This window comes from Roseivivax sp. GX 12232, from assembly GCF_021272185.1.
GTDB lineage: Bacteria > Pseudomonadota > Alphaproteobacteria > Rhodobacterales > Rhodobacteraceae > Roseivivax.
The window spans coordinates 119,665-143,652 of the sequence record NZ_JAJSEC010000003.1; the positions used below are offsets into that span (position 1 = coordinate 119,665).

Annotated in this window: 22 protein-coding genes; 14 read left to right on the forward strand and 8 right to left on the reverse strand. The window is 69.9% G+C overall.

Annotated features, from left to right (window positions below; all coding sequences use genetic code 11):
• The first annotated feature begins 86 nt into the window (after window positions 1-86).
• From LR948_RS07005 to LR948_RS07015, 3 genes are all read left to right on the forward strand, one after another.
• Window positions 87-1,322 (forward strand): SRPBCC family protein, encoded by a 1,236-nt coding sequence (locus LR948_RS07005; protein WP_232753279.1) that lies wholly within the window; start codon window positions 87-89, stop codon window positions 1,320-1,322.
• Between the two features lie 8 nt (window positions 1,323-1,330).
• Window positions 1,331-2,380: a hybrid-cluster NAD(P)-dependent oxidoreductase gene (locus LR948_RS07010; protein WP_232753280.1), complete on the forward strand. Its 1,050-nt coding sequence runs from the start codon at window positions 1,331-1,333 to the stop codon at window positions 2,378-2,380.
• A 70-nt stretch (window positions 2,381-2,450) separates the two neighbouring features.
• A complete protein-coding gene (locus LR948_RS07015) occupies window positions 2,451-3,665 on the forward strand; it encodes an acetyl-CoA C-acyltransferase (RefSeq protein WP_232753281.1) in 1,215 nt (404 codons plus the stop codon).
• Window positions 3,666-4,028: 363 nt separating this feature from the next.
• Here the strand turns inward: LR948_RS07015 and gph are convergent, their stop codons facing one another.
• On the reverse strand, window positions 4,029-4,673 hold the full coding sequence (gene gph / locus LR948_RS07020) for a phosphoglycolate phosphatase (RefSeq protein WP_232753282.1): 645 nt from the start codon (window positions 4,671-4,673) through the stop codon (window positions 4,029-4,031).
• The gene (rpe, locus tag LR948_RS07025; protein ID WP_232753283.1) at window positions 4,670-5,350 is read right to left on the reverse strand and encodes a ribulose-phosphate 3-epimerase; all 681 of its coding nucleotides are present in this window, start codon (window positions 5,348-5,350) and stop codon (window positions 4,670-4,672) included. The genes gph and rpe overlap by 4 nt, the downstream gene beginning before the upstream one ends.
• A gap of 395 nt (window positions 5,351-5,745) precedes the next feature.
• On the opposite strand from rpe, the gene aroQ reads away from it, so the two are divergent.
• On the forward strand, window positions 5,746-6,183 hold the full coding sequence (aroQ, locus tag LR948_RS07030) for a type II 3-dehydroquinate dehydratase (RefSeq protein WP_232753284.1): 438 nt from the start codon (window positions 5,746-5,748) through the stop codon (window positions 6,181-6,183).
• Window positions 6,184-6,271: 88 nt separating this feature from the next.
• Here aroQ and LR948_RS07035 read toward each other — a convergent pair whose 3' ends face one another.
• Genes LR948_RS07035 through LR948_RS07045 form a run of 3 tightly spaced genes read right to left on the reverse strand, consistent with a single transcriptional unit; the run spans window position 6,272 to window position 8,508 of the window.
• The gene (locus tag LR948_RS07035; RefSeq protein ID WP_232753285.1) at window positions 6,272-6,442 is read right to left on the reverse strand and encodes a hypothetical protein; all 171 of its coding nucleotides are present in this window, start codon (window positions 6,440-6,442) and stop codon (window positions 6,272-6,274) included.
• Window positions 6,439-7,572: a YeeE/YedE family protein gene (locus LR948_RS07040; RefSeq protein WP_370634904.1), complete on the reverse strand. Its 1,134-nt coding sequence runs from the start codon at window positions 7,570-7,572 to the stop codon at window positions 6,439-6,441. The genes LR948_RS07035 and LR948_RS07040 overlap by 4 nt, the downstream gene beginning before the upstream one ends.
• Window positions 7,573-7,575: 3 nt before the next feature.
• Window positions 7,576-8,508, reverse strand: a complete 933-nt coding sequence (locus LR948_RS07045; RefSeq protein WP_232753286.1) for a sulfurtransferase — start codon at window positions 8,506-8,508, stop codon at window positions 7,576-7,578.
• 428 nt (window positions 8,509-8,936) lie between these two features.
• Between LR948_RS07045 and LR948_RS07050 the strand changes: the two genes are divergently transcribed.
• The 7 genes from LR948_RS07050 (at window position 8,937) to LR948_RS07080 (ending at window position 16,327) form a co-directional block, all read left to right on the forward strand.
• Entirely contained in the window at window positions 8,937-11,798 is a 2,862-nt protein-coding gene (locus LR948_RS07050) for a monovalent cation/H+ antiporter subunit A (protein WP_232753287.1), read from the forward strand.
• A 1-nt stretch (window position 11,799) separates the two neighbouring features.
• Entirely contained in the window at window positions 11,800-12,168 is a 369-nt protein-coding gene (locus LR948_RS07055) for a Na+/H+ antiporter subunit C (RefSeq protein ID WP_232753288.1), read from the forward strand.
• Window positions 12,165-13,820 carry a monovalent cation/H+ antiporter subunit D gene (locus LR948_RS07060; protein ID WP_232753289.1) on the forward strand — a complete coding sequence of 552 codons (1,656 nt, stop codon included), beginning with the start codon at window positions 12,165-12,167 and terminating at the stop codon, window positions 13,818-13,820. The genes LR948_RS07055 and LR948_RS07060 overlap by 4 nt, the downstream gene beginning before the upstream one ends.
• Before the next feature lie 2 nt (window positions 13,821-13,822).
• Window positions 13,823-14,347, forward strand: a complete 525-nt coding sequence (locus tag LR948_RS07065; RefSeq protein WP_232753290.1) for a Na+/H+ antiporter subunit E — start codon at window positions 13,823-13,825, stop codon at window positions 14,345-14,347.
• Window positions 14,344-14,631 carry a K+/H+ antiporter subunit F gene (locus tag LR948_RS07070; protein ID WP_232753291.1) on the forward strand — a complete coding sequence of 96 codons (288 nt, stop codon included), beginning with the start codon at window positions 14,344-14,346 and terminating at the stop codon, window positions 14,629-14,631. Before LR948_RS07065 ends, LR948_RS07070 begins: the two co-directional genes overlap by 4 nt.
• A complete protein-coding gene (locus LR948_RS07075; RefSeq protein ID WP_232753292.1) occupies window positions 14,628-15,008 on the forward strand; it encodes a Na+/H+ antiporter subunit G in 381 nt (126 codons plus the stop codon). Before LR948_RS07070 ends, LR948_RS07075 begins: the two co-directional genes overlap by 4 nt.
• Before the next feature lie 254 nt (window positions 15,009-15,262).
• Entirely contained in the window at window positions 15,263-16,327 is a 1,065-nt protein-coding gene (locus LR948_RS07080) for a Hint domain-containing protein (RefSeq protein WP_232753293.1), read from the forward strand.
• A 141-nt stretch (window positions 16,328-16,468) separates the two neighbouring features.
• On the opposite strand, the gene LR948_RS07085 is transcribed toward LR948_RS07080, so the two are convergent.
• Window positions 16,469-16,972, reverse strand: coding sequence for an SH3 domain-containing protein (locus tag LR948_RS07085; RefSeq protein ID WP_232753294.1), 504 nt, complete (start codon window positions 16,970-16,972; stop codon window positions 16,469-16,471).
• Between the two features lie 100 nt (window positions 16,973-17,072).
• Here LR948_RS07085 and LR948_RS07090 point away from each other — a divergent pair, with 100 nt between their 5' ends.
• A complete protein-coding gene (locus LR948_RS07090) occupies window positions 17,073-18,059 on the forward strand; it encodes a D-glycerate dehydrogenase (RefSeq protein ID WP_232753295.1) in 987 nt (328 codons plus the stop codon).
• On the opposite strand, the gene LR948_RS07095 is transcribed toward LR948_RS07090, so the two are convergent.
• Entirely contained in the window at window positions 18,035-19,285 is a 1,251-nt protein-coding gene (locus LR948_RS07095) for a GGDEF domain-containing protein (RefSeq protein WP_232753296.1), read from the reverse strand. The two genes, LR948_RS07090 and LR948_RS07095, sit on opposite strands and share 25 nt — an antisense overlap.
• 194 nt (window positions 19,286-19,479) lie before the next feature.
• Complete coding sequence (locus tag LR948_RS07100) at window positions 19,480-21,054, reverse strand: 2-isopropylmalate synthase (RefSeq protein WP_232753297.1); 1,575 nt, start codon at window positions 21,052-21,054, stop codon at window positions 19,480-19,482.
• Between the two features lie 475 nt (window positions 21,055-21,529).
• On the opposite strand from LR948_RS07100, the gene LR948_RS07105 reads away from it, so the two are divergent.
• Both LR948_RS07105 and argF read left to right on the forward strand, forming a co-directional pair.
• On the forward strand, window positions 21,530-22,714 hold the full coding sequence (locus LR948_RS07105) for an aspartate aminotransferase family protein (protein ID WP_232753298.1): 1,185 nt from the start codon (window positions 21,530-21,532) through the stop codon (window positions 22,712-22,714).
• A 71-nt stretch (window positions 22,715-22,785) separates the two neighbouring features.
• Window positions 22,786-23,712 carry an ornithine carbamoyltransferase gene (argF, locus tag LR948_RS07110; protein WP_232753299.1) on the forward strand — a complete coding sequence of 309 codons (927 nt, stop codon included), beginning with the start codon at window positions 22,786-22,788 and terminating at the stop codon, window positions 23,710-23,712.
• Window positions 23,713-23,988 lie beyond the last annotated feature (276 nt).

Sequence of the window (23,988 nt, forward strand, 5' to 3'; positions counted from 1 at the left end):
GCGCCCCCGGGCCGCACCCCGCACAGCCACCCCGCGCCCGCCCCGGCCTCTCTGAACCCCACCCCGCGCAAAACTGGAGCCGCCTGATGACCGCCCGCTCCGACATGCTGGCCCACCTGATGAGCCGCAGCCCCGGCTACACGCTGCCCCGCGCGCTCTACCGCGACGCCGACCTTTTCGAGGTCGACATGGAGCAGATCTGGTATCGCGACTGGCTGCTGATCGGCGCGGGCGCCGAGATCGCCAAGCCCGGCGCCCATATGACGCTGCAGATCGGCGCCTATTCGGTGATCGTCGTGCGCGGCGCCGACGGGCAGGTGCGGGCCTTCCACAATTCCTGCCGGCACCGCGGCTCGCGGCTCTGCAAGACCGGCAAGGGAGCGAGCCCCAAGCTCGTCTGCCCCTACCACCAATGGACCTACGACCTCGACGGGCGGCTGCTCTGGGCGCGCGACATGGGGCCCGACTTCGACCCTTCCCGGCACGGGCTGAAGCCGGTGCATTGCCGCGAGGCGGCGGGCATCCTGTTCCTTTCGCTCGCCGCCGAGGCGCCCGCCTTCGACGCGCTGGCCGCCGCCGCGCGGCGCTACGCCGGGCCGCACGGGCTCGAGGGCTGCAAGCTCGCCCATGAGACCACCATCATCGAGAAGGCCAACTGGAAGCTGGTGATGGAGAACAACCGCGAGTGCTACCACTGCTCGGGCAGCCATCCCTCGCTCTGCGTCAGCTTCGACGACAACCCCAATATCGCGGGCGACGGCTCGGGCCGGGACGATCCCGCCATCGCCGCGCATCTGGCCAAATGCGAAGGCGCGGGCCTGCCCTCGGGCTTCACCATCGCGCCGGACGAGCAATGGCGCTTCGTGCGGGTGCCGCTTCTGGGCAAGGCGGTGAGCTACACGCTCGACGGCGGCCCCTCCTGCGAGAAGCTGGTGGGCGATGTGGCGATCCGCGACGCGGGCTCGCTGCTGTTCTTCCACTATCCCAACAGCTGGAACCACTTCCTCTCGGACGTGGTGATGTTGTTCTCGATGATGCCCATCGGCCCCGAGGAGACCGCGGTCACCACCAAGTGGTTCGTCCGGGGCGACGCGGTCGAGGGGCAGGACTACGACCTCGAGCGGCTGACCACGGTCTGGCGGCACACCAACGACGAGGACCGCGCCATCGTCGAGGAGAACCAGCTGGGGGTGAACTCCCCGGCCTATGAGCCCGGGCCCTACAGCCCGGCGCAGGAAAGCGGCGTGTCCCAGTTCGTTGACTGGTACTGCCGGGTGATGACCGCGCGGCTGACCGGCCGGGCGCTCTACGTGGCCGAATGAGAGGGGACATGGCGGATCACTGGACCGACGAGGAACCGCTCGACTGCGTGATGGTGGTGCCCGAGGCGCCGGGGGTGAAGACCTTCGCCTTCCGCGCGCCCTCGGGGCGGCCCTTCGCCTACCGCCCAGGGCAGTTCATCACGCTCGAGCTGCCGTTGCCCGGCGGGCCGGTCGAGCGGACCTACACGATCTCCTCGAGCCCTTCGCGGCCGCTGGTCCTCTCGGTCACGGTGAAATGCCAGGCCGAGAGCCAGGGCACCCGCTGGATGTTCGAGCACCTGCGCCCCGGCATGCGGCTCCGGGCCTACGGGCCGGCGGGGCAGTTCCAGCTCGGATCGCCCGAGCGGAAGTATCTCTTCATCGCCGCGGGCTCGGGCATCACGCCGATGATGTCCATGGCGAGCTACCTCTACGACTACGGCCACGAGCCCGACGCGCGGCTCATCGCCTGCGCGCGGCGGCCCTCGGACCTGATCTTCCGGCAGCGGCTCATTCACATGGCCTCGCGGGTGCCCGGGCTGCACCTGAGCTTCGCGGTGACCGAGGAAGAGCCCTACGAGGTCTGGACCGGCTACCTCGGGCGGATGAACCAGCTCATGCTTGGCCTCATGGCGCCCGACTACCTCGACCGCGAAATCTACTGCTGCGGGCCCGAGGACTTCATGACCATGGTGCGCGAGGCGCTGGTGGGCATGGGCTTCGACATGGAGCACTACCACCAGGAAAGCTTCGCCGCGCCTGTGGCCCTGGCCGAGGACGTGCCGGACTACGAGCATCTCGCGCCCCAGGAGGCCGAGGAGGCCGAGGTGGTCTTCGCCCGCTCCGGCGTCTCGGTGCCCTGCCACCAGACCGACACGGTGCTGTCGCTGTCGCGGGCCAACGGGCTGCGCATCCCCTCGGGCTGCACCTTCGGGATCTGCGGCACCTGCAAGGTCCGCAAATCCGCGGGCGAGGTGCTCATGGTGCACAACGGCGGCATCTCCGAGGAGGACATCGCCGCGGGCTACATCCTGGCCTGCTGTTCGCATCCGGTGGGCCGGGTCGAGGTCGAGGCCTGAGCGTCGAATTGCGCTTCCCGCGGGGCTCGGTCAGACTGCGCCCAAACTTGTCTGCGCAAGGGAGGGCGCGATGCCACGCGACACAGCCGACGATCCGATCCTGATCTGCGGGGCGGCCCGCACGCCGCTCGGGGCCTTCCAGGGGGCCTTCTCCGGGGTCTCCGCCACCGAGCTGGGCGCGGCCGCGATCCGCGCCGCGCTCGAGCGCGCGGGCCTCGCCCCCGAGGCGGTGGGCGAGGTGCTCATGGGCAACGTCCTGCCCGCGGGCCTCGGCCAGGCGCCGGCGCGGCAGGCGGCGATCGGGGCGGGGCTGCCGGTCTCGGTGCCCTGCACGACCGTCTCCAAGGTCTGCGGCTCGGGCATGAAATCGGTGATGCAGGCCTTCGACGCCATGCGCGCGGGCTCGGTCGGCGTGGCCGTGGCGGGCGGCATGGAGAGCATGACCAACGCGCCGTATCTCCTGCCGCAGGGCCGGGCGGGCGCGCGGCTCGGGCATTCGCGGATGCTCGATCACATGATGCTCGACGGGCTCGAGGACGCCTATGACATCGCCCCCGACGGCACGCGCCGCTCCATGGGCACCTTCGGCGAGGATTGCGCCGAGGCCTACCAGTTCACCCGCGACCAGCAGGACGCCTATGCCATCGAAAGCGTGACCCGGGCCAAGCGCGCCTCGGACAGCGGCGCCTTCGGCTGGGAGCTGGCGCCGGTCGAGGTGAAAAGCCGCAAGGGCGCGGTCGAGGTGGGCCGCGACGAGGGGCCGGACCGGATCGACCCGGCGAAGATCCCCAACCTGCGCCCGGCCTTCAAGAAGGAGGGCACGATCACCGCGGCGTCTTCTTCTTCGATCAACGACGGGGCGGCGGCGCTGGTGCTGGCGCGGGCCTCCGAAGCCGAGCGGCTGGGGCTCGAGCCCATCGCCCGGATCGTCGGCCACGCGGCCTATGCGGGCACGCCGGGCTGGTTCACCACCGCGCCGATCCACGCCAAGCGGGCGCTCTTCGACAAGCTCGGCTGGAGCGTCGAGGACGTCGACCTCTTCGAGATCAACGAGGCCTTCGCGGTGGTCGCCATGGCCGCCATGAAGGAGCTCGACATCCCGCACGAGAAGCTCAACGTGCACGGCGGCGCGGTGGCGCTGGGCCATCCCATCGGCGCCTCCGGCGCACGGATCCTGGTGACGCTCCTGGGCGCCATGCGCGAGGCCAAGGCCAAGCGCGGCGTGGCCTCCATCTGCATCGGCGGCGGCGAGGCGACCGCCGTGGGTGTGGAGATGCTGGGGTAGGGGGCTGCGGCGCGCGGTGCTGTCCGCTGGCCTGGGAATGGCTCGCAGCACCTCGGGCAGCTGATGTCCCGTCGGGGAGGCGACAGCTGACCCTCACACCCGAACTCACCCGGCGCGGAACAAGGCCGCAGGCCGCCGCGCCAGCGCCGTCCCGCCCCGATGGGGCGGCGCTTTTGATAGGGACACGCACAGGGCGTGGGGCGGAGGTATTTGTCTGCCATAAAGCGCGCCGCTCCGCTGTCGGAGGCGCCACCCCGCGGGACGGCGCTGGCGCTCTGGTCGCGCGGGGTGAGGCGGTCGCGGGCGCGTCTGACGCGTCCGGGCTCCACCCTGACGCTGCGCCTGAAACAATGCGCCGCGTCGCTACTCCGCCAGCCGCGCGATCCGGTCGGTCAGTTCGCCGAAATCCGAGAAACGCCCGGCCTGCGGCAGCTCCTCGGCGGGCGTCTTGCGGTAACCTTCGGTGTAGAGAAGGAAGGGCACCCCGGCGCGCTGGGCGGTCTCGGCGTCGACCTCGCTGTCGCCGATGTAGAGGCAGGGCCCGGAGCCCATGGCCCCGAGCGCGGCGAGAAGCGGCGCGGGGTCGGGCTTGCGCACCGAGAGGCTGTCGCCCCCGAAGACCGCCGAGAAGATCCCCGTCAGCCCCAGATGCGCCAGCACCGCCCGGGTCGGGCCGATCGGCTTGTTGGTGCAGAGCCCCAGCCGGTGGCCCGCCGCGGCAAGTGCCTCGCGCGCCCGGGGCACCCCGGGATACAGCCGGGTCAGCCCGAAGCTCACCTCGTAGCGGGCCTCGAAGCGGGCGCGCAGGTCTTCCTGGGCGCTCTCGGGCAGGTCGCGGGCGGCGCGCATCCGGGCGATGAAGACGCCCGCGCCGCTGCCGATGAAGCCGGTGGCCTCGGCCAGGCTCAGGGGCGCGCGGCCCTCCTCGGCCAGGATCCCGTTGGCGATGCCGCGGATCTCGGGGGCGCTGTCGATCAGCGTGCCGTCGAGGTCGAAGGCGATCCTCACCGGCCGGCCGCCGCGCGGATCGCCGCGATGTTCTCGCCGTAGACGCCGGGCGCATCCGCCGAGCCGCCCTTGAAGACCGCCGAGCCCGCGACCAGCACGTCGGCGCCGGCCTCGGCGACCAGCGGCGCGGTGGTGGTGTCGACCCCGCCGTCGATCTCGATGTGGGTCTCGCGGTCGCCGATCATCGCGCGCAGCCGGCGCACCTTCTCGGTCAGGTCGATGAACTTCTGCCCGCCGAAGCCCGGGTTCACGGTCATCACGCACACGAGGTCGGCGAGCGGCAGAAGATGCTCCACCGCCTCGGCCGGGGTGCCGGGGTTCAGCGCGACGCCCGCCTTCATGCCCGCGGCGCGAATCGCCTGCAGGGTGCGATGGGTGTGCGGGCCGGCCTCGACATGGGCGGTCAGGATGTCGGCGCCGGCCTCGGCATAGGCCTCGATGTAGGGATCGACCGGGGCGATCATCAGATGCACGTCCATGACCGTTTTCACATGCGGGCGGAAGGCCTTCACCGCCGGCGGGCCGAAGGTGAGATTGGGCACGAAATGCCCGTCCATGACGTCGATGTGCACCCAGTCGGCGCCCTGGTCCTCGATGGCGCGGATCTCGCGGCCGAAGTCGGCGAAATCGGCCGAGAGGATCGAAGGGGCGATCTTGATCGAACGGTCGAACGGCATGGTCTGTCCCTCTTGTGGGTCTGGATCGGCCCGCTTCTGGCACGCCGGGCCGCCCAGGTCGAGAGCGGCGCGCGGCGGGCCCTTGCCGAGTGTCATGGCAGCGTCACGGGGCTGAGCTAGGTCACGCGGCAGAGATGGATCGGATCCGGGGGACCGAGAGATGATGGAGCTGAACCCGCTGCGCTACGTGCTGACCTGCTGCTTCGCGGCCTCGCCGAGCGGCCCGATCGCCCGGCTCCTGGGCCGGCCGCGGCCGGACCTCTTCGACTGAGCTGGCCTCGGGCCCCGCGCGGCGGTTTTTCCGCCACAGCGCGGGGGCCGACCGGCGCCCGCCCCTTGCCGGGCGGGGCAGGGAGGCCCCACAAGGGCGGCATTTGCCGCGCGAGGGGCCAGCCATGAGCACACAGATCACTCTTCTCAACGGGCCGAACCTGAACCTGCTCGGCCAGCGCCAGCCCGAGATCTACGGGTCCGAGACGCTGGCGGATGTGACCCGCGACTGCACCCAGCTGGCCGAGCGGCTGGGCTTTGCGCTGAAGGCGCGGCAGTCGAACTCCGAAGGGCAGCTGGTCGACTGGATCCAGGAGGCGCGGCTCGACTCCGCGGGGCTGGTGATCAATCCCGGCGCCTATTCGCATACCTCCGTGGCGATCCTCGATGCGCTCAACGCCTTCGAGGGACCGGTGATGGAGGTGCATATCTCCAACATCCACAAGCGCGAGAGCTTCCGCCACCACAGCTATGTCTCGCACCGCGCCGATGCGGTGATCGCGGGGGCGGGCACGCAGGGATACCTCTTCGCGCTGGAGCGGCTGGCGCGGCTCCTGGGCTGAAGGGCCCCGGGCGGGTTTTCAGGAAAATTTTGCGAAAGCGGTGGCGCGGGGCCGGGCGCCTGCGCCCCCGGTCCCGCGTCGTAAGTCCCTACTGCGGCAGCGCGGCGCAATGCGCGCCGCCGGCGCTCTCGTTGCTGCCCCAGGCGATGGCGGCGGGCTGCTGGAAGCGGTTCACCGGCCCGCTCTGGGCCTGATCGAGGATCAGGAGCCCCAGGACGAAGGCCAGCGTCAGCCCGGCGGTCAGCTTGCGCGTCCTCATGAGCGCGCCTCCAGCCCCAGCCAGGGGCGCAGCTTCACGCCGTAGAAGGCGCCGCCGAAGGCCGCGACGAACCAGGCCCAGCCATGCAGCGAGCCGGTGGAGATGCCCGAGAAGAAGGCGCCCACGTTGCAGCCGAAGGCCAGCCGCGAGGAATAGCCCAGCAGGAACCCGGCGATCACCGTGGCGACCCAGGCCCGCGCCGGCAGTTTCGGCAGCCCCTGGCTGAAGCCGCCGCGCCAGGCCGCGACCAGGAAGGCGCCGCCGATGATCCCGAGGTTGGTGAGCGAGGTCACGTCGGTCAGAAGGCTGTCGCCCAGCCGCTCCATGTTGCCCGGGGTGCCCCAGAAGCTCGAGCCCGAGAGGTCGGCGCCGAGCACCGTCGCGCCCTTGGCCGCCCAGAGGCCGAGCCCGTAGACCACGCCCCAGGGCTGGCCCGCGACCACCAGGTTCAGGACCGCGAGACCCGCGAGCAGCAGCGCCGCGATCCAGTAGCGGCGCGGGATGCTGCGCTGCTCGGGGGCCGCGCGCCACATCAGGACGGCGGCGACGCTCGCCAGCGCGGCCAGCGTGATCAGCAGGCCCAGGGTGCCCTCGAAAACCACCGTCGGCAGGGTGCCGAAGCCGGTCCACCAGAGCAGGTGATCGGCCCCGAAGAAGCTGCCGAGCGCGAAGAAGGGCAGGGCCAGGAGGCTCACCGGGTTGCCGCTGCCCGAATTGACCAGCGTGCCCGAGCCGCAGCCCATGACCACCTGCATGCAGGCGCCGAAGACGAAGGCCCCGCCGATCATGGCAAAGCCCACCGGCGCATGGGCGCCGATCAGTTCGCCGCCGCTCGAGGCCAGGAGCGGGAAGGCCACCAGCGCCACCACGGCGATCGAGACGAGCTGCGCCACCGTGCCGGTCGGGTCACCCTCGCGGATGAGCCGCCGCCAGGGGCCGGCGAAGCCGAAGCGGTAGCCCTCGAGCACCAGGCCGAAGCCGAGGCCGATGGCCAAGAGCAGCCCGAAGCGCAGCCCCACCAGCATCGCCACGGCGAGGACAAGAACAAGCGCACCGGCCAGAAGGCCGGTGCGGGTCAGAAGCGATGTCGCGGGGGCCGCAGCGGCCCCCGTCGCGCTGGCATGGGACATGGTTTAGAAGACGTCCTTGATCTGATTCCACAGCGTGCTGAGCGGACCCGGCACATTGGCCATGTCATAGCCCGCGTTCGACCAGCCGACCATGCTTTCGGGATAAAGCTTCACGTTGTCGATCCCGGCCAGCTCGGAGAGCGCGAACCAGTTGGTCGCGGCCCAATGCCCGGTGTTGCAGAAGGAGATCAGGTTCTCCGCCGAGGACAGGTCGTTCTCCTCGGCCAGCGAGCGCGCGGCGGCGGCGTCGATGATCGCCGGGCCGCCCGAGAACCAGCTCGAATGCACGAAATACTGCGACTGCGGCAGGGTGCCGGGCTTGGCGGCGGCCGGATGCGACTGCTGGCCGTTCCAGAAGCTCTCGGGCCGGGCGTCGAGCAGGAGCGTGTCGCTGCCGCCGTCGATGGCGGTCTGCACGTCCTCGACGCTGGCGGTCCAGCTGTCGTCCCAGCTCACGGTGATGTCGGAGGCCTCGGGGCTCACCGCCTCGGTCGAGAGCGCGAAGCCCTCGGCGTCCCAGGCGTTGATGCCGCCGTTCAGGATGGCGATCTCCTCGAAGCCCGAGGATTTCAGCGTCCAGTAGACCCGGGCGGCGGCGCCGAAGTCGGTCTCGCTCGCGCCCTGGTAGGTCACCACGACGGGCTTGTCCTGCTCGAGGCCGAGGCGCTGGAAGGTCGCGGTCAGCTCCTCGGCGGGCACCAGCTGGCCCGGGTTGTCCGAGGGGCCGCGGAAGAGGCCGTAGGGCGCATTCACCGCCCCCTCGATGTGGCCGCCGCCGTAGCCGTCCTCGCCCTCGGCGCGGATGTCGAGAAGCTGCACCTCGCCCTGGCCCAGCTCGGCCTGCAGATCGGCGGCCGAGACCAGCGGGCCGTCGATGGCGGCGAAGGCGGGCGCGGCGAGAAGCGCCAGCGCGGAAGATGTGGCAAGAGTTTTCATGTCGGATCCCCAAAGCCGATTTGTGTCTGTGTCTCCCTTCTGAATTGTCGCTCGGACGGCCAGGGACAAGGCGGGGCCGGCCAGGCGCGCATCCCGCGCCGGGAACAGCGTTCCGCCGGGGCAGGCGGGCCCGTGGCGCTGTTTTGGACCGGGCGGGCGGGGCAAAACAGCCGTTTCGCGCCCCGGGCAAGCGCCCGACGCCCGTCCTTATTTTTCCATTCTGCCGAAAAAAGCGGCACCAAGGCCGCGGGTGGCGCGCCGAGCGCGCGCAACCCCACGCTGCGGAGCTGCCGAAACCGCTTTGACCCGGTCCGTTTCCGCACCATTTCGCCTCAGAAATCGTGCAATCCGGTCCGGTTCGCCTTGAGACCGGGGCAAAATTTTCGCAATAACGCCGCCATCGGTGTCATTCCTGGGAAGGGGTAGTCTTGTCGCTTTTCCTCATCGTGGCCTTGCCATTCCTCGGGGCGCTTCTGCCCGGGCTGATGTATGGTGCGGGCCGCCGCGCCTGCGCGAGCGTGACCCTGGCCGTATCGCTGACCGCGCTCATCGGGCTTCTGACCCATCTTCCGGCGCTCTGGCGGGGCGAGGTGATCTCGGCCCGGGTGGACTGGCTGCCGGTCCTGGGGCTGAACCTCGAGCTCTGGCTCGACCCCCTGGGCTTTTTCTTCGCCGCCCTGATCCTGGGCATCGGCTGCCTGATCATCGCCTATGCGCGCTATTACCTGTCGCGCGGCGACCACATGGGCGAGTTCTTCACCTATCTCTTGCTCTTCCAGGGCGCGATGGTGGGCATTGTCCTCTCCGATAACATCCTGCTTCTGCTGATCTTCTGGGAGCTGACCTCGCTGTCCTCCTTCCTGCTGATCGGCTACTGGAAGCACCTGCCCGAGGGCCGGCAGGGCGCCCGCATGGCGCTGGCGGTGACCGGCGCGGGCGGGCTCGCGATGATCGGTGGCGCGCTGATCCTGGGCGAGATCGCCGGCAGTTACCGCATCTCCGACATCATCGCGGCACGCGAGGCGATCCAGAGCTCCGAGCTCTTCACCCCGGCGCTGATCCTGATCCTGCTGGGCTGTTTCACCAAGTCGGCGCAGTTCCCCTTCCACTTCTGGCTGCCGCACGCCATGGCCGCGCCGACGCCGGTCTCGGCCTATCTGCACTCGGCGACCATGGTGAAGGCGGGCATCTTCCTGATGGCGCGGCTCTGGCCGGCCTTCTCGGGCACGCCCGAATGGTTCTACCTCGTCACCACGGCGGGGCTGATCACCATGTGCCTGGGCGCGGTGATCTCCTTCTTCAAGCACGACCTGAAGGCGATCCTGGCCTTCTCGACGGTCTCGCACCTGGGGCTGATCACCATGCTCCTGGGCACCGGCACGGCCTTCGGGGTGCTGACGGCGGTCTTCCACATCCTCAACCACGCGACCTTCAAGGCGGCGCTCTTCATGTCGGCGGGCATCGTCGACCACGAGGCGCATACCCGCGACATCCGCAGGCTCGGCGGGCTCCGGCGGCTGATGCCGGTGACCGCGGCCATCGCGATCACCGCGGCGCTTGCCATGGCGGGCATTCCGCTCCTCAACGGCTTCATCTCCAAGGAGATGATGCTGGAAGAGGCGGTGAAGACCACGCTCTTCGGCCCGGCCTGGCTGGTGCCGGCGCTGGCGACCTTCGGCGCGCTCTTCTCGGCGGCCTATTCCTTCCGCTTCATCGCCCATGCCTTTCTCGGGCCCGAGCGCAATGATTACCCCTCGCATCCGCATGACCCCAATCCGGGCATGTGGCTGCCCCCGGCGCTTCTGGTGGTTCCGGTGGTGGTGATCGGTGTGGCGCCCTTCCTCGCGGAGCCCTTCGTGAAATTCGTCACCGGGGCGGTGCTGGGCGGCGTCTCGCCGGTGCCCGAGTATCACCTGGCAATCTGGCACGGCTTCAAGCCGCCGCTCTACATGTCGGCGGTGGCCGTCGCGGGCGGCCTGGTCCTGCTGGCGCTGCACCGCGGCCTGCAGAAGGGCTGGGACGCGGCGCCGCGGCCCGAGGCCAAGACCATCTTCGACGCCATCATCCAGGGCGCCATCACGCTGGCGCGCGGGCTGACCGGGGCGCTGCACGACGGCGCCTTCACCCGCTACGCCGCGATCCTGGCGCTGGCGATCATCGCCGCGGCGGGCCATGCCTGGATGACCGGCACCGGCGCGCCCGCCTCCCAGGAGGCGGAGCTGCCGAACCTCGCGGCGGGGCTTGGCTGGCTGATGCTGGTGGCGGCGACGGGCCTTCTGGTCCTGACCCATCACAACCGGCTCCTGGCGCTGATCCTCATGGGGGTGATCGGCACCATGGTGTCGGTGGGCTTTGCCTATTTCTCGGCACCCGACCTCGCGATGACGCAGATCTCGGTCGAGGTGGTCACGATCATCCTGATGCTCCTGGCGCTGAACTTCCTGCCCGACTGGACGCCCAAGGAAAGCCTGCCGATGCAGCGCTTCTTCGACGGCACCGTCGCGGTGCTGGGCGGGCTCGGCGCGGGGCTTCTGTGCTTCAACCTCTTGAACCGCGAGGCGGTCATGGCGCCGATCTCGGGCTATCACCTCGAGAACAGCTACCTCGGCGGCGGCGGCACCAATGTGGTCAACGTGATCCTCGTCGACTTCCGGGGCTTCGACACCTACGGCGAGATCATCGTGCTGGGGATCGCCGCGCTGGTGATCTACGCGCTGACCGAGACGCTGCTGTCCGGCCCGGTCCGGGCGCGGCTTCTGAACCGGGTAGCCGACAAGCCGCTGGCAGGGGACATGCATCCCCTGATGATGGTGGTGCTGACCCGGGTGATGATGCCGATCGTGCTCATGGTCGGGGTCTACATCTTCCTGCGTGGCCACAACGAGCCCGGCGGCGGCTTCATCTCGGGGCTGATCGTCGCCGTGGCGGTGGTCATGCAATACATGGCCTCGGGCTTCGCCTGGGCCTCGGACCGGCAGCGCTTTCCCTATCACGGGATCATCGGTTCGGGCGTGCTGGCAGCGGGGCTGACCGGCATCGGCGCCTGGTTCACCGCGACCGAGTTCCTGGCCTCGAGCTTCGGCTATGTGAAGCTGCCGGGCCTCGCGCCCTTCGAGGTCGCCTCGGCGCTGTTCTTCGACCTCGGGGTCTTCCTCGCGGTGGTGGGCGCGGTGCTCCTGTCGCTCGAGAGCTTCTCGCGGCTCGCGCGGCGCGCCGACAGCCGAGATCCGGAACATCCGATGGACATCGACCCCTCGCGCGGGGACGGGGACACGAGGGAAGGGGCCTGACATGGAACTTGTCGTTGCAAGCGCCGTCGGCGTGCTGACCGCGGCCGGCATCTACCTGGTGATGCGGCTGAGAACCTTCCCGGTGATCCTCGGGACCGCGCTTCTGACCTATGCGGTCAACGTCTTCCTCTTCGCCAGCGGACGGCTGACCGTCGGCGCCGCGCCGATCCTGCGCGACGGCATGGAAAGCTATGCCGACCCGCTGCCGCAGGCGCTGGTGCTGACCGCCATCGTGATTTCCTTCGGGATGACCGCCGTGGTGGTGGTGATCGCGCTCGGGGCCTACCTGGGTGGTGACGACGACCGCGTGAACGACGCGCAGGCCGCCTTCGACAACGGGCGCGAAGGCCGCAAGGAGAACGCGCAATGAGCCATTGGATCATCGCCCCGGTCGTTCTGCCGGCCTTCCTGGCGGCCTTCATCGTGCTGACCGCGCGCTTCCATCGCGGCATCCAGCGCGCCGTGTCACTGGGCGGCGCGACCCTCGGGCTGGTCATCGCGCTGGGGCTCTTCGTCCAGGCCTCGGACGGCACGCTGAGCCTCTACCAGCTTGGCGACTGGGCCGCGCCCTTCGGGATCGTGCTGGTCGCCGACCGGCTGGCCACGATGATGCTGGTGCTGACCGGCACGCTGTCGATCGCGGTGCTGCTTTATGCCATCGGCTCGGGCTGGGACGCCCGCGGGCGGCATTTCCACGCGCTGATGCAGTTCCAGATCATGGGCATCAACGGCGCCTTCCTGACCGGCGACCTGTTCAACCTCTTCGTCTTCTTCGAGGTGCTGCTGATCGCCTCCTACGGGCTGATGATCCACGGCGGCGGCGCGCGGCGGCTGAAGGCGGGCACGCAATACGTGCTCTATAACCTCCTGGGCTCGACGCTCTTCCTCTTCGCGCTAGGCACGATCTACGCCGAGACCGGAACGCTCAACATGGCCGATCTCGCGGGCCGGGTGGCGGCGATCCCCGAGGACGGCAACGCCGGGATCCGGGTGGCGGCGGTGCTCCTGATCATCGTCTTCGCGATCAAGGCGGCGGTGGCGCCGGTGCATTTCTGGCTGCCCTCCTCCTACTCCGAGGCGCCGGGGCCGGTGGCCGCGCTTTTCGCCATCATGACCAAGGTCGGCGCCTATGCGATCCTGAGGATCTACACCATGGTCTTCCCGCCCGAGCTGGACATCGTGGCGGGGCTGCACGGTTGGTGGCTGATGCCGCTGGGGCTTCTGGGGCTCGCCGTCGGCATGGTCGGCGTGCTGGGCGCCTGGCGGCTCGACCGGTTGGTCGCCTTCTCGGTGATCGGCTCGATGGGCATGGTGACCATCGCCATCTCGATCTTCACCGAGGCGGGCATCACCGCCGGGCTCTATTACATCGTGCACTCCACGCTGGCGACAGCGGCGCTTTTCCTGATCGCCGACCTGGTGCTGACCCAGCGCGGCGGGGCGGGGCTGCGGCTCTACGCGACCACGCCCATTCGCGGCAACGCGATGATCGCGGGCTTCTTCTTCGCCTCGGCCATCGCCATGACCGGGCTGCCGCCGCTCTCGGGCTTCCTCGGCAAGCTGATGATCCTCGACGCGGCCTTCACCAGCGAGCTGGTGGTCTGGGCCTGGGCGGTGATCCTCGGCTCTTCGCTGATCGCCGTGGTGGGTTTCGCCCGCGCCGGCAGCATCGTCTTCTGGAAGGCCAAGCAGATCGCCTCGGAGCAGGACGACCCGCGCAGCGAGATGGACAACGTCGCCTCCAAGCCCGACTACCCCGAGGGCCAGCCCGCCGCGCTGCCGGCGGTGGCGATCGGCGGGCTCGTGGCGCTGATCGCGGTGCATTCGCTCTGGGCGGGCCCCGCGACGGCCTATTTCCGGGCCACCGCCGACCAGCTTCTGAACCCCGCGCCCTATATCAACCTGGTGCTCGGCACCGAGGGCAAGACCATCGAAGAGGGTGGCAACGCGCTGGGCTACAAGAAGGACAAGGGCGGCAAGGATGACGCGGCCAAGGGCAGCGACGAAAGCGGAGGGCACTGAACATGGCCGAACCCCGTGACACCGAAGGCCCCGGCCTGATCCGGCGCATCCTGCCGCACCCGCTGCTGACGCTCCTGCTGATCGTGGTCTGGTGCATCCTGTCGAACGCGTTGACGCTCAACACGCTGGTCCTGGGGGTGATCCTCGGGGTCCTGATCCCCTTCTTCACCTATCCCTACTGGCCCAACGTCCCGGCGGGCTTCCGGCCCTTGAAGATGCTCAGCTACACCGGTCTGGTGATCTGGGACATCATGGTCGCCAACGTCGTGGTGGCCTGGATCGTGCTGACCCGGCGCAACGCCGACATGCGGTCCTGCTGGGTGACGATCCCGCTCGAGCTGCGCACGCCCGAGGCGATCACCGCGCTGGCGGGCACGATCACCCTGACCCCGGGCACCGTCTCGGCGGATCTGTCGGAAGACGGGCGCTGCCTCCTGGTGCATGCGCTCGACGCCGAGGACCCGGCGGCGGTGCGCGACGAGATCAAGAGCCGCTACGAGGCCCGCCTGAAGGAGATTTTCGAATGATGCCTCCCGAGAGCCTGTTCGACTGGGCGCTGGTCATCGCCGTCGCCGCGGTGGCGCTGAGCCAGGTGCTGGCCATGGTGCGGCTGATCCTGGGGCCGAACACCGGCGACCGGATCCTCGCGCTCGACACCATGGTGATCAACGCCATCGGCCTGATCGTGCTGCTCGGCATCGCCGAGGGCTCCGAGGTCTACTTCGAGGGCGCGCTGATCTTCGCCATGCTGGGCTTCGTCTCGACCGTGGCCTATGCGCGCTTCATCCTGAGGGGGGACATCATCGAATGAGCCAGCTTCTGGAATTTGCCGCGGCCCTGGCGCTGATCATCGGGGCGCTCTTCACGCTGGTGGGCTCCTACGGGCTCTTGAAGCTCGACGACCCGATGAAGCGCCTGCACGCGCCGACCAAGGCGGGCACGCTGGGCATCGGCTCGCTGATCATGGCCTCGATCCTGCATTCATTCGCCACCGGCGGGAACTCGGTGCACGAGGTGCTGGTCATGGCCTTCCTCTTCGTGACCGCGCCGATCTCGGCGCATTTCGTCTCCAAGGTGCATCTGCACCGGGGCACCTGCGCCGAGCCGCCCGCGCCCGAGCCGGGCCGCGACTGGGCGACCCGCGCCCGCCCCGAGGAGATCGGCGGCGCCAACAGAACCGACGCCTGAGGGAAGGGTGCCCCGCGTGCGGGGCGCCTATTTGGGCGTGTTGCGTTTGCCTTGTCCCGCGTCGCGGCGGGGCAGGGGCCGCATGGCATTTCCGGCCATCCGCCCGCCAAACCCCGCCCTTTCTGTTGCGCAGAAGCCACCCGTGGCCTCCGACCGGGCCCGAAGCGGCGCCTCGCTCGCTGTCTTTCTTTGAGAAACAATCGCGACTTGCTAGGTTTGCCGAAGAAAAAAAGAACAGAGGCAGGCAGCAGAGAATGGGAACGGGCTATCGTGGCACGTTCGTCATCTCGTGGTCTCAAACGGGTATAGACGGGCTCGACGCGGCACCAGTCGCGTCGATCGACGTTGGGGCGGTATGGTCCTGGCAGGGCGAGGCGGTGCGTGTGGACGGACCGAGCGCCGTGTTGCAACTCGAACGGACCGAGGATGACGTGCATCTGAGGAAACGGGCGGCGCGCATGGTGCGGCGCCTCGTGGGCGCGGCGCTGGACGGCAGCCGCAGCCCCGCCGAGGATCTGCCCGAACCGCCGCTCGCGGACCAGAGCTTCGTGGTCACCGACGGGCGGCAAAGCTTCACCGTCACGCTGATCGAGGTCGGCCCGGACAGCGCGCCGCTTCTGATGTTCGTCGACGCGGTGCCGCCGCCGCGCACCGATCTCTGGGTCGTGCATCACAGCCTCGACCGGGCGCAGGGCGACCCGCAATCGCATCTCGGCACCGGGGTGATCTGCTTCACCCGCGGCACCCGCATCCGCACCGCGGGCGGCAGCCGCGCGGTCGAGGATCTGCGCGAGGGCGACCTGGTGCAGACCAAGGACAACGGCCTCCAGCCCATCGCCTGGATCGGCAGCCGCCGAATGAGCGGCGCGCGGCTCTTCGCGCTGCCGAAGCTCCGGCCGGTGCGGATCCGCGCGGGCGCGCTCGGCATCGAGCGGCCGGACGAGGAGCTTCTGGTCTCGCCGCAGCACCGGCTCCTGGTGCAGGGGCGCAAGGCGCGGTCGCTCTTCAACACCGACGAGGTGCTGGTCGCGGCCTCGGACCTGATCGACGGGCGTTCGGTCCTGGGCGACACCCAGGTGCGCGAGGTGACCTATATCCACCTTCTGCTGCCGCGCCACGAGATCCTCTTTGCCAATGGCGTCGAGTCCGAGAGCTTCCATCCCGGGGAAACCGCGCTCGACACGCTCGATCCCGGCGACCGGGCGCGGCTCGCGCGGGTGGTGCCCGAGGTGGAGCGCATGCCGCAGGCCTATGGCGCCTGCGCGCGGCGGATGCTGAGCGCCTCGGAGGCGGCGATCCTGTTCCACGACGCGGCCTGAGGAGCGCGGGGACTTAAGGGATCTCTTGAAGTGCGGTGACGTGGGGCAGGGCGGCTCGCGGCCTGTCCGTCTTGCGGCTCGTGGGCTAGGGGGCGTCTCGTCCGAAGCGGCGGCGCTTGCGCGTCGCGCGCGCGCCCCACGCTACTCCCGCAGCTCGCCCGGCTTCACGCCCCACAGCGCCGATTTCGGCGCCCAGCCGGAATAGCCCCCGGCCTCGATCTCGCACCAGGCGGGCTCGCAGCGGCCGAGCCGCGCGATCACCCCGAGCGCCAGCTCGGCGGTGGCGGGGGCGGCGTCCTCGGGGCGGGCGCGGATCTGCAGCTTGTCGCGTTCGACGATCACCGTGCGCACGCCGGAAAGCAGCGCGTAATGCACCCAGCCGCCGGCGCCGTCGCGGTCGCGCACCCGGCGCCAGTGGCCGAACTCGGCGGTGATCTCCAGCGGCATGTCGCGCCGGACGTAGACCCAGTCGATGCGATGGCTGAGCGAGGGGCCGCGGCGCACGTTGCCCTCGGCGGCCTTCAGCGAGACGTAGCGCGGCAGCGGCAGATTGGTGATGGGGCCTCGCTCTTCGGCGGCCTCGGCCGCGACGCTCTGCGCGAGAAGGGCGAGGGCGAGGAGGACGCCCGTAAACGCTTGGATCATGGCCTCTGCTCGAGTTTTTGAGGCGGGGTTCTTGTGCCCCGTCCGGTCTTGGGACACTCTGCCTCCGATCAGCGGATCGGGAAAGATGAGGAGGGCTCGGATGCCGTCAAAACGTCTGAGTGTTGTCGTCACGCGACGCTTGCCGGAGGCGGTGGAAACCCGCCTGTCCGAGCTGTTCGACGTGTCGCTGAGGGATGACGACACCCCGATGACCAAGCCCGAACTGGCCGCCGCCATGCGCGAGGCCGACGTGCTGGTGCCGACGGTGACCGACCGCATCGACGCGGGCCTGATCGGCCAGGCGGGCAACCGCCTGAAGCTGATCGCGAACTTCGGCGCGGGCGTCGATCACATCGACGTCGACACCGCCCGGTCGCGCGGGATCCTCGTCTCCAACACCCCCGGCGTGGTCACCGAGGACACCGCCGACATGACGCTGGCGCTGATGCTTGCGGCGACCCGCCGCATCCCCGAGGGGCTGGCGACCATGCAGGCGGGCGACTGGCAGGGCTGGGCGCCGACGGCCTTCCTGGGCGGGCGGCTCGGCGGGCGGCGGCTCGGCATCCTGGGCATGGGCCGGATCGGCCAGGCGGTGGCGCGCCGGGCGCGGGCCTTCGGCATGCAGATCCATTACCACAACCGCCGCAAGCTGCGCCCCGAGACCGAGGCCGCGCTCGAGGCGACCTACTGGGACAGCCTCGACCAGATGGTCGCGCGGATGGACATCCTGTCGATCAACTGCCCGCATACGCCGACGACCTTTCACCTGATGAACGCCCGGCGGCTGAAGCTGATGAAGCCCGACGCGGTGATCGTGAACACCTCGCGCGGGGAGGTGATCGACGAGAACGCCCTGGTGCGGATGCTGCGCGCGGGGGAACTGGCGGGCGCGGGGCTCGACGTCTACGAGCACGGCACCGACATCAATCCCGACCTGCGCAACCTGCCGAACGTGGTGCTGCTGCCGCATATGGGCTCGGCCACCCGCGAGGGGCGGCTTGAGATGGGCGAGAAGGTGATCATCAATGTGAAGACCTTCGCCGACGGGCACCGCCCGCCGGATCAGGTGGTGCCCGCGATGCTGTGATGCCCGGCGCTGGCGCGGGCCTGCCGCGCGCGCTTGTCGGCATACATCCGGTCATCGGCCAGCGCGAGGAGGAGCGCGTAGCCCACGCCGTCCCCCGGCGCCGTGGCCGCCCCGATCGCGAGGCTCACCGGGATTTCCTGCGCTGTGTTCTCCGCCGGGCAGAGATGTGCGACCGGCCGGTCGAGCGCATCCCGCAGGGCGTTGAGCCGGCGGGGCAGGGCCTCGGGGCGCGCGCCCTCGAGCCAGAGCGCGAATTCGTCCCCGCCGATGCGCGCGGCCAGGTCGCGCGGGCCGAGAGCCGCGCGCAGGCGGCTGCCGATCTCGGTCAGGACGCTGTTGCCTGCGGGATGGCCGAAGCGGTCGTTCACCTGTTTGAAGCGGTCGATGTCGAGGAAGACCAGCGCGCCCGCGGCGCCCCCCGCCGCACCCTTTCCGGCTGTGAGCCGCCCGGCGCAGCGCTGCTCGAAACCCGCGGCGTTCAGAAGCCCGGTCAGCGCATCCGCGGTCGCCATGCGCGACAGCCAGGCGGCCTGGCTGCGCAGGCGGCGGCGCTCTTCCTCGAAGGCGGCGGTCGGGCGCGCGGCGGGGTCGGGGCCCCGGCTTGGCGCGGTCGGTTCGGCGTCTTTCAGGACCACGAGCCCCGGCGGCAGCCCCGGCAGTTCGCCCACGCGCCAGCCAAGCATCGCGTGCCGCTGGCCCGCGATGGTCAGCGAGAGCACCCGCGCCCGCCCGGTTGCGGCGATCTGCGCCAAGGCGCGCAGCGCCGCGCGGTCGGGGCCGGAGGGCGGGGTGGGGCGTTTGGCGCCCAACTCGGGTGAGCCACCCAGAGCTGCCGCCTTCGCGCCCGCCACGGAGCCCCCGGCACGGAGCCCGGCTTGCACCAGGGAGGGCAGAGACGCCCGGGCGGCGGGGTTGAGGTAGATCACCCGCCCCACGCGGTCGCAGACGATGATCCGCCGGGGCGCATCGCCGAAAAGCGCCGCCAGAGGGGCAAGCGCGGTGTCCTCGCCTGCCGCGCTCGGCGAAACAGCCTGCACCCCTTCACCCAGCGCACCGACCTGCGCCTCCACCAGAGCGCCGCCATCCCCGGCGCCCGCGACCACCTTGCCGCCGCGACAGCCGCCCGAGGCGGCGCGGCCCGGGTCCCTGGGGTCGCTTCTGTCCTCCGGGCCGGGGACGGCCGGAGACCGGCGCGCCGCGGCGCGCGCCCTGCTGCGATAGGACATGCCTCACCTCATCCTTTGCCCCGGGAGACTGCGCCGAGGAGGTGAACAAATCCTTAACGACGGCCCGCGCGGCGCCCATCAATGCTGCAACGCCGCCTTCCGGGAACCCGACAACCAGGCGCGGCCCAAAAGAAAAGGGGCGCGCGATCCGCCGACCGCGCGCCCCCAAGGCTCCTAGCCCGAAGACCCGGGCCTCAGCCCACGTCCTTGTAGCTGATCTCCTTCTGGTCCGAGCCGGGGCCGGACTTTTCGCGCCGGACGATCAGCCGGTTGAGCGCGTTGATATAGGCCTTGGCCGAGGCCACCACCGTGTCGGTATCCGCCGACTGGCCGGTGGCGATCATCCCGTCCTCCTCGAGCCGCACGCTGACCGTGGCCTGGGCGTCGGTGCCCTCGGTCACCGCGTGCACCTGGTAGAGCTGCAGCCGCGCCTTGTTGGGATGCAGCTCGCGCACCGCCTTGAAGGTCGCGTCGACCGGCCCGTCGCCCTGGCAGGTGGCGCTGGCCTCGGTGCCGTCGATCTCCATCTCGAGCGTCGCCTCGGCGGGCCCGCCGGTGCCGCAGGTCACCGCGAGGTTCACCAGCTGCAGCCGGTCCTTGTGCCCGTCCGTGGTGGTCGCCGTCACCAGCGCCAGGATGTCCTCGTCGTAGACCTCCTTCTTGCGGTCGGCGAGCTCCTTGAAGCGGACGAAGATGTCCTTGAGCTGGTTGTCGCCCACGTCGACGCCCAGGTTCTTGAGCTTGTCGCGCAGGGCCGCCCGGCCCGAGTGCTTGCCCATCACCAGGTTGGTCGCGGCGAGGCCCACGTCCTCGGGGCGCATGATCTCGAAGGTCTCGGCGTTCTTCAGCATGCCGTCCTGGTGGATGCCCGACTCATGCGCGAAGGCGTTCTTGCCGACGATCGCCTTGTTGAACTGCACCGGGAAGCCCGAGACCGTCGCGACGCGGCGCGAGATATGCATGATTTTCTTGGTATCGACGCGGGTGTCCCAGGGCATGATGTCGCCGCGGGTGCGGAGCGCCATGACCACCTCTTCGAGCGCGGTGTTGCCCGCCCGCTCGCCGAGGCCGTTGATCGTGCATTCGATCTGCCGCGCGCCGCCTTCCACCGCGGCCAGGGCGTTGGCCGTCGCCATGCCGAGGTCGTTGTGGCAATGGGTGGCGAAGACCACCTCGTCGGCGCCGGGCACATCCTCGATCAGCCGGCGGATCAGGTCGGCGCTTTCGCGCGGCGCGGTATAGCCCACGGTGTCGGGGATGTTGATCGTGGTGGCGCCGGCCTTGATGGCGATCTCCACGACCCGGCGCAGGTAGTCCCACTCGGTCCGGGTGGCATCCATCGGCGACCACTGGACGTTGTCGCAGAGGTTGCGCGCATGGGTCACCGTCTCGTGGATGCGCTCGGCCATCTCGTCCTGGCTGAGGTTCGGGATCGCCCGGTGCAGCGGCGAGGTGCCGATGAAGGTGTGGATGCGCGGCCGCTCGGAGCGGCGCACCGCCTCCCAGCAGCGGTCGATGTCGGGCAGCTGCGCGCGCGCCAGCCCGCAGATCACCGACTGCTTGGAGCGGTCGGCGATCTCGGCCACGGCGCGGAAATCGCCCTCGGAGGCGATCGGGAAGCCGGCCTCGATGATGTCGACACCCATGTCGTCGAGCAGCTCGGCGATCTCGAGCTTCTCGTCATGGGTCATGGTCGCGCCCGGGCTCTGCTCGCCGTCGCGCAGGGTCGTGTCGAAGATCAACACGCGGTCTTTGTCGGTGGTGTTCATGATGTCGTCTCTTGCTGTCGCTTCTTCTCGCGGGGCTTCAAGGTCCGGCGCGGTGTCCCGATCTCCCCTGAGCGGTCGCGCCGGTGCGGCCCACGCTCAGAGGCGGGTAAGCAGAAGAAGCAGGGCAAGCGGCAGCGCGCGCAGGTCGCGCGTCATGCAGCTGATATGGCCCGTCATCGTCATGGGGCGGACTATAAGTGACAAAGGCCAAATGAAAAGCCCCGATTTTCGCGGCGGGAGTTTCGGCGAACTCGCGGGCCCCCGGCGGAACGTCCTTGCCGTGAGGGCAGGCTCCGGGCTAAGGCGCTTCCCATGATGCGTGGGACGTTTATCCGACGAGGCCGCTAGGTCCTCCCTGCCCGGTGCCGGATGGCGCCCGGGCCGTCGCGCTGCGTCCCCATCAATCTGCCCTCAGAAACTTGACTTGGCCCCGGGTGCTTGGCACCACTTCGGCCTTCATGCCTAGGAGACATCCATGATCCCCTCCGTCCTGCCGACCTACAACCGCGCGGAGCTGACCTTCGTGAAAGGCGAAGGCGCCTGGCTGATCGAGGCGGACGGGCGACGCTTTCTCGACCTGGGCGCGGGCATCGCGGTCAACGCGCTGGGCCATGCCCATCCCGCGCTGGTCGCGGCGCTGACCGAACAGGCGCATGCGCTCTGGCATGTCTCGAACCTCTACAAGATCCCGCAGCAGCAGGCGCTGGCCGATGCGCTGGTCGCCGAGACTTTCGCCGACACGGTCTTCTTCACAAACTCCGGCACCGAGAGCTGCGAGCTGGCGGTGAAGATGGCGCGCAAGCACTGGTCCGCGGCGGGCGAGCCCGAGCGCACCGAGATCGTCGCCTTCACCGGCTCCTTCCACGGCCGCTCCTCGGCGGGCATCGCCGCGGCGGGCTCGGAGAAGATGACCGCGGGCTTCGGGCCGCTCCTGCCGGGCTTCACCCACGTGCCCTTCGGCGACCACGAGGCGCTGAAGCGCGCGGTCACCGAGAAGACCGCCGCGGTGATCGTCGAGCCGGTGCAGGGCGAGGGCGGCATCCGCCCCTTGCCCGACGCCTGCCTGAAGGGGCTGCGCGAGCTCTGCGACGAGACCGGCGCGCTTCTGATCTTCGACGAGGTGCAATGCGGCATGGGCCGGACCGGCAAGCTCTTCGCGCATGAATGGGCGGGCATCGCGCCCGACATCATGATGGTCGCCAAGGGCATCGGCGGGGGCTTCCCGCTGGGCGCGGTCCTGGCCAGCGAGAGCGCCGCCGCGGCGATGAGCGCGGGCAGCCACGGCTCGACCTACGGCGGCAACCCGCTGGCCTGCGCGGTGGGCCTGAAGGTCATGGAGATCATCGCCGACCCCGAGTTCCTGGCCGGGGTCAGCCGCCGCGCGGGGCTCTTCCGCCAGCGGCTCGAAGGGCTCGTCGCCGATCACCCCGAGGTCTTCGAGGCGGTGCGCGGTGCGGGCCTGATGCTGGGCCTCGTCTGCAAGGCGCCCAACACCGAGGTGGTGAAGGCGGGCTATGCCGCGGGCCTTCTGACAGTGCCCGCCGCCGACAACGTGGTGCGCCTCCTGCCGCCCCTGACCATCACCGAAGAGGAGATCGGCGAGGCCACCGACCGTCTCGCGCGCGCCGCCGAAAGCCTCGCGCCCGCCGAAGCCTCGTGATCCCGACCGACCGTCTCCGGTGCGCGCGGGGCTGACCCCCCGTGCCGCCGGACCGCAGAAAGCTGAAGCCGATGAACCACTTCCTCGACATCCATAAGACCGACCCCGCCGAGCTGCGGGCGATCCTCGACGCCGCGCGGCGGATCAAGACCGCCCGCGACGGCGCGCCCAAGGCCTCGCCCGACGCCGAGCAGCCGCTCGCCGGCCACATGGTTGCGCTGATCTTCGAGAAACCCTCGACCCGGACGCGGGTCTCCTTCGACGTGGGCGTGCGCCAGATGGGCGGCGAGACCATGGTGCTCTCGGGTTCCGACCTGCAGCTCGGCCATGGCGAGACCATCGCCGATACCGCGCGGGTGCTCTCGCGCTTCGTCGACCTGATCATGATCCGCACCTTCGACGAAAGCGTGCTGACCGAGATGGCGGAGTTCGCCGAGGTGCCGGTGATCAACGGGCTGACCGACCGCACCCATCCTTGCCAGATCATGGCCGACATCCTCACCTACGAGGAGCACCGCGGCCCGATCGCCGGCAAGAAGGTGGTCTGGTCGGGTGACGGCAACAACGTCTGTTCCTCCTGGCTGCATGCGGCCGCGCAGTTCGGCTTCGACTTCACCTTCACCGGGCCGGTGCAGCTCGATCCCGAGATGGAGTTCGTCGGCCTGGCGCGGAACCAGGGCGTGACCGTGGGCATCGAGCGCGACCCGAAGAAGGCCGTGGAGAACGCGGACCTCGTGGTCACCGACACCTGGGTCTCGATGCATGACGCCCAGAGCGCGCGCGAACGGCGTCACAACATGCTGCGGCCCTACCAGGTCAACGCCGATCTGATGGCGGCGGCGAAGCCCGACGCGCTTTTCATGCATTGCCTGCCCGCGCACCGCGAGGAAGAGGTGACCTCGGAGGTCATGGACGGCCCGGCCTCGGTGATCTGGGACGAGGCCGAGAACCGGCTGCACGCGCAGAAGGCCATTATGCGCTGGTGCCTCGGGGCGTGAGCGGGGCGGGGTCCTGTCCGGACACCGCCCGCCTGTCACCCGGGGCGTGCCGCATGGGCGCCTGGCGAGAATTTTCGCAAAATTCCGTGCGAAACCTTGGGAAGGTTTCGCGCGCTCCGGCGCACCCGCGTCGCCCCAGGCGCCCAACCCGCGCGCCGCGCGGGAATTTCCGTGAAATTCCCCCCGAAACCTTGGGAAGGTTTCGCGCACCCCGGCCCGACCGGCGCACCCGCGTCGTCCCTGGCACGCACCCCGAGCCGCGCGCGGGAATTTCCG

Excerpts from the sequence above, each read along its gene's own strand:
- LR948_RS07085 (WP_232753294.1), bottom strand. The coding sequence starts at position 16,972 with ATGATCCAAGCGTTTACGGGCGTCCTCCTCGCCCTCGCCCTTCTCGCG.
- LR948_RS07035 (WP_232753285.1), bottom strand. The coding sequence starts at position 6,442 with ATGAGGACGCGCAAGCTGACCGCCGGGCTGACGCTGGCCTTCGTCCTG.
- LR948_RS07060 (WP_232753289.1), top strand. The coding sequence starts at position 12,165 with ATGAGCCATTGGATCATCGCCCCGGTCGTTCTGCCGGCCTTCCTGGCG.
- LR948_RS07080 (WP_232753293.1), top strand. The coding sequence starts at position 15,263 with ATGGGAACGGGCTATCGTGGCACGTTCGTCATCTCGTGGTCTCAAACG.
- LR948_RS07040 (WP_370634904.1), bottom strand. The coding sequence starts at position 7,572 with ATGTCCCATGCCAGCGCGACGGGGGCCGCTGCGGCCCCCGCGACATCG.
- LR948_RS07095 (WP_232753296.1), bottom strand. The coding sequence starts at position 19,285 with ATGTCCTATCGCAGCAGGGCGCGCGCCGCGGCGCGCCGGTCTCCGGCC.
- LR948_RS07100 (WP_232753297.1), bottom strand. The coding sequence starts at position 21,054 with ATGAACACCACCGACAAAGACCGCGTGTTGATCTTCGACACGACCCTG.
- LR948_RS07045 (WP_232753286.1), bottom strand. The coding sequence starts at position 8,508 with ATGAAAACTCTTGCCACATCTTCCGCGCTGGCGCTTCTCGCCGCGCCC.
- LR948_RS07010 (WP_232753280.1), top strand. The coding sequence starts at position 1,331 with ATGGCGGATCACTGGACCGACGAGGAACCGCTCGACTGCGTGATGGTG.
- LR948_RS07015 (WP_232753281.1), top strand. The coding sequence starts at position 2,451 with ATGCCACGCGACACAGCCGACGATCCGATCCTGATCTGCGGGGCGGCC.
- LR948_RS07075 (WP_232753292.1), top strand. The coding sequence starts at position 14,628 with ATGAGCCAGCTTCTGGAATTTGCCGCGGCCCTGGCGCTGATCATCGGG.
- aroQ (WP_232753284.1), top strand. The coding sequence starts at position 5,746 with ATGAGCACACAGATCACTCTTCTCAACGGGCCGAACCTGAACCTGCTC.
- LR948_RS07065 (WP_232753290.1), top strand. The coding sequence starts at position 13,823 with ATGGCCGAACCCCGTGACACCGAAGGCCCCGGCCTGATCCGGCGCATC.
- LR948_RS07090 (WP_232753295.1), top strand. The coding sequence starts at position 17,073 with ATGCCGTCAAAACGTCTGAGTGTTGTCGTCACGCGACGCTTGCCGGAG.
- LR948_RS07005 (WP_232753279.1), top strand. The coding sequence starts at position 87 with ATGACCGCCCGCTCCGACATGCTGGCCCACCTGATGAGCCGCAGCCCC.
- LR948_RS07070 (WP_232753291.1), top strand. The coding sequence starts at position 14,344 with ATGATGCCTCCCGAGAGCCTGTTCGACTGGGCGCTGGTCATCGCCGTC.
- argF (WP_232753299.1), top strand. The coding sequence starts at position 22,786 with ATGAACCACTTCCTCGACATCCATAAGACCGACCCCGCCGAGCTGCGG.
- rpe (WP_232753283.1), bottom strand. The coding sequence starts at position 5,350 with ATGCCGTTCGACCGTTCGATCAAGATCGCCCCTTCGATCCTCTCGGCC.
- LR948_RS07105 (WP_232753298.1), top strand. The coding sequence starts at position 21,530 with ATGATCCCCTCCGTCCTGCCGACCTACAACCGCGCGGAGCTGACCTTC.
- LR948_RS07055 (WP_232753288.1), top strand. The coding sequence starts at position 11,800 with ATGGAACTTGTCGTTGCAAGCGCCGTCGGCGTGCTGACCGCGGCCGGC.